Below are 12,667 nucleotides of genomic sequence, written 5' to 3' on the forward strand. Positions count from 1 at the left end.
CCTGTCTCTCCCCTGGCGACGGTCAGCCTCGCCATATCTCAACAATTATGATTGCATTTCACCAAATGGCAACATAGAACGGAACAGCGATCCACAATGTGGATGTTACAGAACGAAGTCGATGGCGCTGGCACGAACCGCGCTGCACTACGAGGGGGGATGACGTGAAACGGCCAACGCATGCATGAACGCCGGTTCGATCCGCGCCGTCACGACAGCGCGCGGCATAGCTGAAGCAGCATCAGATCATAGCAGGACGTCCGAATGGTTCGAAAAGCCAGGACGCCCCAGGGGGAGGAATTTCATGACCATTATTCGTTCGGCACCGCGTCGGCAGCTTTTCCGCACGACCTCGATCCTCGCATTGACGCTTGGCTGCGTCCTGCCCGCGATCGCCCAAGCACAGACTGCTCAGCCGCGGTCCACAACGCCCAACCCCGCGGTCCAGCCGCAGCCACAGACCGCGCCGCAGAACGACCAGACCATCGCGCCCTCCTCCGCCACGGTCGAGCCGGCCACGCGCGACCGCGCTTCGGGTGACGTGTCGCCGCCGGCCGAGACGCAATCCGCGCAGGACGAGCCGCAGAACGCCGGACGCACCAGCCCCGACGTCGCTACCGCGCAGGACATCGTCGTCGTCGGCACGCGCGCTTCGTTGCAGTCGGCGATCAACCGCAAGCGCAACGCCGGCACGATCGTCGACTCGATCGTCGCCGACGACATTGCCAGCTTCCCCGACAAGAATGTCGGCGACTCGCTGTCGCGTATCACCGGTGTCCAGCTCAGCCGCGATTTCGGCGAAGGGACGCAGGTGTCGATCCGCGGCGTCGAGCCCGATCTCAATCGCGTCGAGATCAACGGCGTCAGCCAGGTCTCGGCCGGCGGCAGCCGCGCCGGCGATTTCCGCGAACTCGCGACCGAACTCGTCAAGTCGATCGACGTCTTCAAGGGCTATGCCGCCGATTTGACCGAAGGCGGTCTTGGCGGCACCGTGCTGGTCGAAACGCGCAAGCCGCTTGAACTGAAGAAGGCACTCGGCAGCGTCGTCGTGTCGGCGCAGCATCTCGAGACGACGCAGGACTGGCGTCCGCGCGGCACGCTCGTGCTCGGCACGCCGCGGTTCCTGATGGATGGTCTCGGCGTCCTGCTCAACGTCACCTATGACGACAAGTCGACGCGGCAGGATTATGCCAGCAACACCAATTATAACCGCCTTGCGGACTTCGACCATTCGGACAAGCCGACGGTCGCCAACGCCGCCTATGCGGCCTTTCCGACCTATGCGAGCTGCGGCAACGTCGGCACCACCTCGACCCAGACCTTCGCGACGCGGCGTGCGGCGTGCGAAAACCAGTTCTTCGACTGGGCGCCGACCGTGCCGCGCTATCGCAACCTCGTCCGCCGCGACAAGCGCCTGTCGGGCGACTTCACAGTCCAATATGAGCTCGCGCACAATTTCCGCGCTTATGCCGAAGCGCAGATCAACAACCGCGACCAGCGGCTGTTCGACACCAATTACTCGCTCGATATGGGCCGCGTCCAACGCTACCAGCTCGACCCGGTGCTCGGCACCAGCTCGACCCAGCAGGTCAAGCTCGGCACCGCGACGATCAATCCCGACCATGTCGTAACGGGCTACACCACCGCGCTCAATTCGGTCGCGGTCAGCAGCACGGTCACCAGCGGCTCGAGCAATATCCTCGGCGTGCAACGGCGCGATTTCCAGTACGACCAGAAGTCGCAATATTTCCAGGGCGGCTTCGACTGGAATCTCGATCGTTTCAAGGTCAAGGGCATGGTGTCCTATGCCAAGGCCAAGACGGTCGGCGAAACCAATCTGATCTCGATCAACACCGGCATCTCCGGCGTGAACGTCGATACGTCGAACGCGCTCGGCATCCCGGTCTTCACCTATCCGAGCAGCGTCAATCCGGCCGACCCGGGCATCTACACCGATCTCACGCGTCCCGGTAACGTCGCGCAATCGGGGCCGACGGTGCAGTATCGTCCGACGCAGACCTCGAACAGCGAGAAGCAAGCCAAGCTCGACGTCGATTGGGAGGTCGATTTCGGGCCGCTCAAGACCATCGAATATGGCGGCCAATATCGCGACCAGGACTATGTGTCGTACAATGGCGGCGGCTCGCGCTTGCTGACCGCGGTCGGTGTGACGCCGCAAGTCTATCAGGACACCGCGAACGTCTCCTATTCGACCAACATCGTCTCGGCGGTCACCGCGCGCACGACGAAGACGGGCAACGGCACCTACACCAACCAGCTGACGCAGGCCGAATACGCGTCGCTCATCAACGCGCTCGGCGTCACCAGCGGCGGCGCGCCGCTGTTCACCGGGCTGCGCGGCGCACCCGGCGGCATTCCCGACCGGATCGCCTTTGCCAATTTCAATGCCGGGGAAATTTCCAAATATTACGATCTGTCGGGGTTCGACCAGGATCTGACGCTTGCCGCCAATGGCCTGCCGCAGATCCCGTCCTACACGATCAACGAGAAGATCGCCGCGGGCTATCTCAAGGGCAATTTCGAAACGCGCGTGTTCGGCATGCGGCTGACCGGGAACGCCGGCGTACGCTATACCTACACGCGCGACGACGGCACCGGCGTCAACATCAGCCGCGTGACGCGCTTCACGCCGACCGGTGCGGTCGAGACGGTGGTGCTCAAGGCGCAGCAATCGACGCTCAAGAACAGCTATGGCGACGTGCTGCCTGCGTTCAACGCGGCGCTCGAATTCACGCCGAACCTGGTGCTGCGGGCGAACTGGGCAAAGAACCTCGCGCGCCCCAAGCCGACCGATCTGGTCGCGACGATCACCTGCACCGATGACGCCACCGTCGCCGCAGCCGATGACACCTGCACCGCGGGCAACCCCGATCTGGTGCCGTACCGCGCCGATCAGTGGGAGCTCAACATGGCCTGGTATCCGAACCGGGATACGCTCGTCAGCGTCGGCTATTACAAGAAGTACGAGAGCAGCTTCGTCGTGCCGAACGTCACCCGCTCGGGCGTCGATCTGTTCAAGGACGGCGTCCTCTATACCGTGCGCCAGCCCATCAACGGGTTCGGCGCCTTGCTCGACGGCATCGAAGGCAGCGCGCAGACCGCATTCACCTTCCTGCCAAAGCCGTTCGATGGCTTCGGCGCGTCGGCCAACGTCACCTTCGCGCGGGCGATCAGGACCAACCTGACCAACTCGGCGACCGGTCAGCCGCTGCTCGAATATCCCGGCCTGTCGAAGTGGACCTACAACGCCAGCATTTTCTACGACAAGGGCTTCCTCAACGCACGGCTGAGCTACAATTATCGCTCCGACTGGCTGGTGACGGCGGCGGATTCGAACAACGGCAATTTGCCGATCTACCGCCAGGGCGAAGGCTATCTCGACGGGAAGATCACGCTGCGCTTCCCGAAATATCACACCAGCCTGTTCGTCGAGATGCAGAACATCAACAAGGCGTACTCGCGCTCCTTCGTGAAGGGGATCGGCACGTCGGAAGCCTATTACGCCGGCCAGCGGCTGTTCGCCGGCCTTCAGCTCAAGTTCTAGCGCTTGCGCCAAGCACCTTCCCTCCCCCCCTGCGGCTGGCTATCCTAACGGATGGCCAGCCGGTTTTTCCCGGGGGCGCTGGACCGACACTGGCTGGTCGATTGCCAACATACGGCGCGACATTCTAAGGGATGGACATGAACGCCCCGATCATCGACACCGAAATGCCTGAAACTGCAGGGCCAGCCGTCGGCGCCGGCAGCCAGACGCTGATGCGCGGGCTCGACCTGATCGAAGCGGTGAGCCACGAAGTGCTCACGCTGAGCGAACTCGCGGTCAAGCTCGACCTCACCAAGAGCACAACGCACCGCTTGCTGTCGGCGCTGGTCGATCGTGGCTACCTCGCCTTTACGCCGCGCGCAGGCTATCGGCTCGGGCCGAAACTGCTGCTGCTTGGTACGCTGGCGCAAGCGCAGGCCGATCTCGTCCAGGTCGCGCGGCCGTATCTCGAGGATCTTTCCGCCGCGACCGAGGATACGGTCCATCTCGGCATCCTCGATGGTGATTCGGCGCTGTATCTCGACAAGGTGCCCGGACGCCGGCGCATCACCATCTCGAGCCGGATCGGCGATCGCCAACGGCTGACCTCGACCGGCCTCGGCAAGGCGCTGATCATCGACCACACGCCCGCTTACTGGCGCGAGCGTTTCGCCGCCGACCAGGCCGATGGCGCACCGCATGTCGACCCCGCTCTGTGGTTCGAGCGCATGTCGGGCTATGCCAGCCGCGGTCGCGCGTTCGATCTCGAGGAGAATGAGGATCAAGTACGCTGCGTTGCCGCGCCGATCCGCGATGCCGGCAAGCGCATCGTCGGCGCGATCAGCGTGTCGAGCGCCGCACAATATATGAGCGACGACCGCATGACCACGCTCACCGACGACGTCTGCGCGGTGGCGCTGGCGATCAGCCGCGAACTCGGCTTCGACCCCGCCGACGCCTGACCCTTCCTTCGTATCCCCAGGAGACCCGCATGTTACTCGCAGGCAAGACGGTGCTCGTCACCGGTGCATCGGCCGGCATTGGCCGCGCAGTGGCGATCGGCTGTGCGCGCCACGGCGCCGACGTCGCGCTCAACTTCGCGCGCGACGTGGCGGGTGCCGAAAGCGCGGTCGCCGAGATCGAGGCGCTCGGCCGCAAGGGCGTGGCGATCCAGGGCGACGTCGCCGATCCCAAGACCGCGACCGACTTCGTCACCAAGGCGGTCGCCGCACTCGGGCGAGTCGACGTGTTCGTCAACAATGCCGGCATCTGCCCGTTCCACGCCTTCCTCGACATGCCGGTCGAGACCTTCGAGCGGACGATGCAGGTCAATCTGCACGGCGCCTATTTCATGGTGCAGGCCGCCGCCAACCAGATGGTCAAGCAAGGCGATGGCGGCTCGATTATCGCAATGTCGTCGATCTCGGCGCTGGTCGGCGGCGAGTATCAGACGCATTACACGCCGACCAAGGCGGGGCTCCACTCGCTGATGCAGTCGGTCGCGATCGCGCTCGGCAAGCACAAGATCCGCTGCAACTCGCTCTTCCCCGGCACGATCCTCACCGACATCAACAAGGACGATCTCGCCGACACCAAGAAGCGCGAATACATGGAAGGCCGCATCCCGCTCGGCCGGCTCGGCCAGCCCGACGATCTCGTCGGGCCGACGGTGTTCCTTGCCTCCGACCTCGCCCAATATGTCACCGGCGCCTCGCTGCTGGTCGACGGCGGCGCCTATGTGAACCTGCAGTGAGATGAACTGGACGCGGCGCGACCTGGCCCTGGGGCTCATGGCGGCCGCGCTCCCCTTCCCGGCGCATGCCGCGCGTCTGTTCGACGTGCGGCGCTTCGGCGCGCGCGGCGACGGGCGGACGCTCGACACCGCTGCCTTCAACGCCGCGATCGCCGCGGCGGCGGGCGGCGGAACCGTGATCGTCCCGCCGGGGCGCTATCTCTGTTTCTCGATCCGGCTGAAGAGCAAGGTCACGCTCCAGCTCGCTAAGGGCGCGATCATCGAGGCGGCGGATCCTGCACGGCATTCCGGCAGCTATGACCTGCCCGAGTCCGGGGTCGAACAGCTCTACCAGGATTTCGGCCACAGCCACTGGCACAACAGCTTGCTGTGGGGCGACGATGTCGTCGAAGTGGCGATCACCGGCCCCGGGCTGATCGACGGCGCCGGGCTTACCCGAAACGGCCCGGGCGCGCGCTGGAAGGCGCAGACCGGCGAGCGCCCGCTGTCGATGCAGGGCATGAGCCAGCGCCAGATCGACCAGCTCGAACCCGCCACCGCGGCGATGAACGGCCAGGGCAACAAGGCGATCGCGCTCAAGAACGGTCGCGACATCGTGCTGTCGGGGTTCACGATGCGCCAATGCGGGCATTTCGCGATCCTCGCCACCCGCACGCGCCATCTGGCGATCCGCGACCTGACGATCGACACCGATCGCGACGGCATCGACTTGGATTGCGTGCGCGACGTCGTGGTCGAGCGCTGCCGCGTCAACACGCCCAATGACGACGCGATCGTGGTCAAGAGCAGCTATGCGCTCGGCCACGCCGTGGCGGCGGAGAACATCGTCATCCGCCACTGCGCCGTTTCAGGCTTCGATCTCGGCACGCTGCTCGACGGCACGCGCCGCACCACGCAGGACCTTGCGCCAGACCGCGACCGCGTCACCGGGCGGATCAAGCTAGGGACCGAGAGCAATGGCGGCTATCGCAACGTGCTGATCGAGGATTGCAGCTTCACGCACTGCCGCGGCCTCGCGCTCGAGACGGTCGACGGCGGGGTGATGGAGCAGATCGTCGCGCGCCGCCTCACGATGACCGACGTCACCACCGCGCCGCTGTTCCTGCGGCTCGGCGATCGGCGGCGCGGGCCTGCCGGCACCGGCATCGGCGCGATCCGCGACGTGACGATCGAGGACGTCACCGCGACCGGGATCGATCATCGCTACCCGGCGGCGCTCGCCGGCCTGCCCGACCATCCGATCGAGCATGTCACGCTGCGCAACATCGCGCTCACCTATCGCGGCGGCGGCACCACCGAGGATGCCGCGAACCGCCCGGAGGAACACGCCTCCGCGTATCCCGAACCGAGCATGTTCGGGACCCTGCCCGCCTGGGGCCTGTGGCTGCGCCATGCGCGCGACGTCACGATCGACGGCCTACGACTGGAGACTGCCACGCCCGATGCCCGGCCGCGCTTCCTCGCCGACCATGTCGACCGCTTGAGCGTGCACAATACCCAGCTCTGACGCGCTTTGGGTTTGACCTTCCCCCCATTCAGCGGTACCAAATAATACAAATCGGTGCCATATAATGGCCGGAGAGGGAGAAGGCTGTGTCGATCCATGCGTTCAAGATGCAGCTGAAGCCCGGCGTTCTCGACGAATATCGCAAGCGCCATGACGAGATCTGGCCCGAGCTCTCCGCGCTGCTGACCGAGAGCGGCATCTACGATTATTCGATCTTCCTCGACGAGCAGACGCTGAGCCTGTTCGCCGTGCTGCGCGTCCGTGCGGACAGCAATCGCGATGCGCTGCCCGACCATCCGGTGATGAAGCGCTGGTGGGATTCCATGGCGCCGCTGATGGAGGTCGAACCCGACAATCGCCCCAAGGAATGGGCATTGCCGCTGATCTTCCACCATGCGTAAGCGCGCCGCGCGCTCGATCGCCGCGCTCGCCATCGCGCTTGCCGCGCCTGCCGGCGCGCAAGTCGCGCGCCCGACGCAGAACCTGCAAGCCTCGGTCAAGACCTTCGGCCGCGTCAGCTACGACGCGCGCTCGCTGATGATCGACGGCCAGCGCCGCATCATCTGGTCGAGCGAGTTCCACCCCTTCCGCCTGCCCTCGCCCGATCTGTGGCGCGACGTGCTGCAGAAGATGAAGGCCAGCGGGTTCAACACCGTCGCGCTCTATTTCGACTGGGGCTATCACTCGCCCAAGCAGGGCGTGTACGATTTCAGCGGCATCCGCGACATGGATCGCGTGCTCGACATGGCGGCGGAGGAAGGCCTGTACGTCATCACCCGCGCCGGGCCGTACGTGAACGCCGAACTGTCGCGCGGCGGCTTCCCCGGCTGGCTGGTCAACCAGAAGGGTCGCGCGCGCACCGACGACCCCGCCTATCTCGCCGCGGCCGATGAATGGCTGACGCGGATCAACGCGATCGTCGCGCGGCACCAGATCAACGGCGACGGCAAGGGCCATAGCGGCACCGTCATCCTCCACCAGATCGAGAACGAACTCGCGCTGACCACCCCGGCGCAGCGGCGCTATATGGACCATCTCGCCGCCAAGGCGCGCGCCGACGGCATCACCGTGCCGCTGTTCCACAACGACCAGGGGCGCAACGGCTACTGGGTGCCGGAGACGTCGAAGGTCGAAAACGTCGTCCACGGGCCCAACGATCTCTATGCCTTCGACGGCTATCCCGGCGGCACCTGCACCGTCGCGGGCAAGCCGACGCGCAGTTCGGCGGCGCCCGATTGGGGCTATTACGGCCCGGGCGGCGCCAAGGGCGGCGCATCCGCCTCGCCCGACACCCCCGCCTTCCTCGCCGAGTTCGGCGGCGGCTGGTTCGATTATTGGGGGTCGAACGGCGGCTATGACTGTAACGCGATCCAGCGCGGCAAGCGCTTCCAGCGCGTGTTCTATGGCACCAACCTCGCCAACGGCATCGACATCCAGAGCTTCTACATGGGCTATGGCGGCACCAGCTGGGGCTGGCTGCCCGCGCCCGTCGTGTTCACCAGCTACGATTACGGCTCGGCAATCTCCGAAGCGCGCGAGCTGCGCGAAAAGGCCGAGGAGATGAAGCAGCTCGGCGGGATGATCGCCGCGGTGCCCGATCTCGCCGGCATGGTCCCGGCTGGCGCGGTGACGGTGTCGTCGCCCAATGTGCAAGTCTATCACGACCGCAACCCGCAGAGCGACGCGCGCTTCCTGATGGTCACGCACAAGCCGTCGAACGGCCAAAGCGACGACAGCTTCACCGTCGCCGCGACCCTGCCCGACGGCGCGTACAGCTTTCCGATGCGGCTCAACGGCTTCGACGCCAAGTGGCTGCTCGCGGGGGTGACGCTCGGCGGCCAGCGGCTCGTTTACTCGACTTCCGAATTGCAGGCGACACTGACCGCCGATGGCCGCGACCTGCTGCTGCTCTACGGCCGCGCGGGCGAAGCGAACGAGACCGTGCTGCGCTATGTGTCTGCGCCTAAGGTGGAGGTGCTCGAGGGCGCCGCCACCAGCGCGTTCGATGCCGCCAAGGGCGATCTCAAGCTGACCTACGCGCTGGCTGGGCGGACCGTAGTGCGGATCACCGGCGGCGGCCGACCGCCGCTGACGCTGCTGCTCGCCGACGAGGCCGAGGGCGTGCGCTACTGGCGCCGCGACACCGCCGCCGGCCCGGTGCTCGTCCGTGGGCCCGCGCTCGTCCGCCGCGCCGACGCGACCGGCGCGACGCTCGCGCTGACCGGCGACACGAAGGAGGCCACGCCGCTCGAACTGTGGACGCCCGCGCGGCTCACCTCGGTGCGCTGGAACGGCGTCGCGGTGCCGCTCGAGACCAGTGCGATCGGCAGCCGTCGCGCGCTCCGCCCGCTCGCCGGCCCGGCCCCGGTCACCCTCCCCGTCCTCACCAACTGGCGCGTCGCCGAAGGGACGGCCGAGGCGCGCCCCGATTTCGACGACAGCGGGTGGCAGGCGATCGACCGACGCGGGTCGGCGACGACCACCGCCAAGCCCGACGGCGAGCCGACGCTGGTGATGGACGCTTACGGCTTCCACGACGGCGATGTCTGGTATCGCGGCCGCTTCACCGGCACGCCCGACGCCAGGCAGCTGGCCTTGTTCTACGGCGGCGGCGGCGCTGGCATGGTGCAGGTGTTCCTCGACGGGAAGCTGGTCGGCCAGGACGAGCTCCCCGGCGGCCTGCCGCGCCCGATCACCACCGCCGCGCCACGCTTCGACCTCCCCACCGCCGCGCAGACGCCGGGCGAGCATGTGCTAGCGATCATGGTCCGCAACAACGGGCACAATTGGGACCTCGACTCCGACGACTTCCATAAGGAAGCGCGCGGGCTCGTCTCGGCCTCGCTCGAGGCGCCGGGCGGGCGCAGCTTCGCCGTGCCGATCGCGTGGAAGATCCAGGGCAAGCAAGGCGGCGAAGATCTGCTCGATCCCGCGCGCGGCGCCGCCAACACTGGCGGCCAATATGGCGAGCGGATGGGCTGGCATCTGCCCGGCTTCGACGACGCGCGATGGACCACGGCGACGCTGCCCGCCGCCACGACGACCGCCGGCACCACCTGGTATCGCACGCGCTTCACGCTCGACCTGCCCAAGGCGCAGGATACCACCGTTGCGGTGACGTTCGGCGACACCACCACGCCGCGCTCGGTCGCGCGCTATCGTGCGCTGCTGTTCGTCAACGGCTGGAACATGGGCCAGTTCATCGCGCATGTCGGCCCGCAGCGCGTCTTCCCGATCCCCGAGGGTATCCTCAACCATCACGGCGCGAACACGATCGCGCTCGCCGTCACGTCGGATGGCGCGGCGGGCAATGCGCTCGAACAGGTCAAGCTCGTCACGCTGCGCAGCGTGAAGGGCGGCGTGCCCGTCCAGATGGTCGCCGCGCCCAGCCGGCCGGACCAGCTGCAATGAGCGACGCGGCGATCACCCGCCGCGGCTTCGGCGGCATCGCCGGTGCCGCCGCGCTCGCAGCGATGACGCGCCCCGCCTTCGCTGCCGGAGCGGCGCGGCCGTGGCCGTATCTGATCGGCGCCGATGTCTCGTGGATCCCCGAGGACGAGGCGGTCGGCGCGACCTATTGGCAGGATGGCCGGCAGCGCGATCCGCTCGCGATCCTCGCCGACGCCGGGTTCAATGCGATCAAGCTGCGCACCTTCGTCGATCCCGCCAACGGCTATAGCAAGCGCAAGCCCGGCGGCCCGTGGTGTGACCTGCAGCAGACGCTGGCGTTCGGCCGTCGCATCAAGGCCGCCGGCTTCCATTTCTCGCTGACGCTGCACTATTCGGACGACTGGGCCGATCCGCAGAAGCAGACGAAACCCGCCGCCTGGGCCGACCTGCCGTTTCCCCGGCTGGTCGAGCGCGTCGGTGGCTATACCGCCGACACGATCGCCGCGCTCGTCCGCGGCGGGGCCGCGCCCGACATGGTGGTGATCGGCAACGAGACCACCTTCGGCATGCTCTGGCCCGACGGCCGCGTGCCGCTGACCATTCCGACCGGCAACCCGCAGACCGACGGCGTGCATCTCAATGCTGCCGGCGCGGGCGGCTACGATCACTTCGCCGCGCTGCTCAAGGCGGGGATCGCCGGCGCGCGCGCTGCGGCGCCGCGCGCCAAGGTGGTGCTGCACAACCATCTCGGCCGCCACTGGCCGATCACGCAATATTGGACGGACAACTTGCTCCAGCGCGGCGTCCGCCCCGATGCCATCGGCTTCTCCTGCTACCAGCAGGCGGCGCAGGGCGACTGGCAGCATACGTTCGCCGAATTCGCCAAGGCCTATCCCGATCTTGGCTTCCTCGCGATGGAATATTCCGCGCGCAAACGCTATCTCAACGATCTCGTCCATGCCGAACCGCACGGCTGGGGCAGCTATATCTGGGAGCCGACGCGCCACCAGGAAGCGATCTTCCGCCACGACGGCAAGCCCGCCGGCGAAGGCGCCCGCCCCGATCTGCTCAGCCAGGGCATCAACGCCGCGGAAGCCCCCGGCGCCGCGCCCGGCGTGCCGACCCAGACGCCGCCCGACGGCCTTCAGGGCCGGTACGACATCGATCCCCAGTTCCGCACTCTCTATCGCACCATGGCGCACGATTACGGTCTGAAGCCCGTGCGCCTTCCTACCAGGAGAAGTTAATTGGCCGCCCTTACCCACGACGTGCCGCGTGCAGACGTGACCGCCGCGATCGCCCGACTGATGGACAATCTCGTCAACATCACGGACGAGACCGGCGAGTTCCTGCTCCATCTCGAAGACGGGCGCATCATCGACACCAAGGGCTGGGCCGGCTGGGAATGGACCCACGGCGTCGGCCTGTTCGGGATGTGGCGCTATTACGAGCAGACCGGCGACAGCACGGCACTCGCGATCATCAAGCAATGGTTCGAGGATCGCTTCGTCGAGGGCACGCCGACCAAGAACATCAACACGATGGCGCCGTTCATCACGCTCGCCTACCTTTACGAGCTCGAACGCGACCCGCGCTACATCCCCTATCTCGACACCTGGGCCGAGTGGCTGATGGCGCCCGACGGGCTGCCCAAGACCGAGGAAGGCGGCTTCCAGCACATCGTCTACAATGACGAGAATCCCGGCGAGATGTGGGACGACACGCTGATGATGTCGGTGCTGCCGCTCGCCAAGATCGGCCTGCTGCTCGGCCGCCCGCATTATGTCGAGGAAGCCAAGCGGCAGTTCCTCGTCCACATCAAATACCTGTTCGACAAGAAGACCGGGCTGTGGTTCCACGGCTGGGACTTCAACGGCCGGCACAATTTCGCCGAGGCGCTGTGGGCGCGCGGCAATTGCTGGGTGACGATCGCGATCCCCGAGATCATCGAGATCCTCGATCTGCCGCAAGGCGACGCGCTGCGCACCTTCCTGATCGACACGCTCGCGGCGCAGGTGAAGACGCTCGCCGAGACGCAGGATCCCGCGACGGGGCTGTGGCACACGCTGATCGTCGATCCGACCAGCTATCTCGAGGCGTCGGCGACGGCTGGGTTTGCCTACGGCATCCTCAAGGGCGTGCGGAAGGGCTATCTGCCGCGGCACTATGAGGCGGTCGGCATCAAGGCGGTGCAGGGCGTGCTCGCCAATATCGACGCGGCGGGCGAGCTCAAGCAGGTGTCGTTCGGCACGGCGATGGGCGACACGCAGCAATTCTACAAGGACATCGAGCTGACCTCGATGCCCTATGGGCAGAGCCTGGCGATGATCGCGCTCGGCGAGTTCCTGCGTACCTACATCTAATGCAGCAGGCGGCGCTTCCCGGCTTCCACCGCGTAGCGTCGCGTTGGGCCGCCTGGCGCCGCCCGGCCGGCGCGCTCGCGCTCCTTCTGGCACTCGGCGGCGCGGCCCGA

8 protein-coding genes are annotated in these 12,667 nt (G+C 66.6%); all 8 read left to right on the forward strand.

Going from position 1 to position 12,667, the window contains the following annotated elements; genetic code table 11:
* Positions 1-304: 304 nt before the first annotated feature.
* Positions 305-3,565, forward strand: a complete 3,261-nt coding sequence (locus tag IE187_RS09665; protein WP_189676049.1) for a TonB-dependent receptor — start codon at positions 305-307, stop codon at positions 3,563-3,565.
* Between the two features lie 137 nt (positions 3,566-3,702).
* On the forward strand, positions 3,703-4,506 hold the full coding sequence (locus IE187_RS09670; RefSeq protein WP_133190658.1) for an IclR family transcriptional regulator: 804 nt from the start codon (positions 3,703-3,705) through the stop codon (positions 4,504-4,506).
* Between the two features lie 29 nt (positions 4,507-4,535).
* Positions 4,536-5,297 carry an L-rhamnose 1-dehydrogenase Lra1 gene (lra1, locus tag IE187_RS09675; protein WP_189676050.1) on the forward strand — a complete coding sequence of 254 codons (762 nt, stop codon included), beginning with the start codon at positions 4,536-4,538 and terminating at the stop codon, positions 5,295-5,297.
* 37 nt (positions 5,298-5,334) lie between these two features.
* Positions 5,335-6,804: a rhamnogalacturonidase gene (locus IE187_RS09680; protein WP_229839329.1), complete on the forward strand. Its 1,470-nt coding sequence runs from the start codon at positions 5,335-5,337 to the stop codon at positions 6,802-6,804.
* 86 nt (positions 6,805-6,890) lie between these two features.
* Positions 6,891-7,205, forward strand: coding sequence for an L-rhamnose mutarotase (locus IE187_RS09685; RefSeq protein ID WP_189676052.1), 315 nt, complete (start codon positions 6,891-6,893; stop codon positions 7,203-7,205).
* On the forward strand, positions 7,198-10,215 hold the full coding sequence (locus IE187_RS09690) for a beta-galactosidase (RefSeq protein WP_189676053.1): 3,018 nt from the start codon (positions 7,198-7,200) through the stop codon (positions 10,213-10,215). Before IE187_RS09685 ends, IE187_RS09690 begins: the two co-directional genes overlap by 8 nt.
* The gene (locus IE187_RS09695; RefSeq protein WP_229839330.1) at positions 10,212-11,441 is read left to right on the forward strand and encodes a glycosyl hydrolase 53 family protein; all 1,230 of its coding nucleotides are present in this window, start codon (positions 10,212-10,214) and stop codon (positions 11,439-11,441) included. Before IE187_RS09690 ends, IE187_RS09695 begins: the two co-directional genes overlap by 4 nt.
* Positions 11,442-12,557, forward strand: a complete 1,116-nt coding sequence (gene bglB, locus IE187_RS09700; RefSeq protein WP_189676054.1) for a beta-galactosidase BglB — start codon at positions 11,442-11,444, stop codon at positions 12,555-12,557. It begins immediately after the preceding gene.
* Positions 12,558-12,667: the final 110 nt, after the last annotated feature.

The organism is Sphingomonas glacialis (genome assembly GCF_014653575.1).
GTDB lineage: Bacteria > Pseudomonadota > Alphaproteobacteria > Sphingomonadales > Sphingomonadaceae > Sphingomonas > Sphingomonas glacialis.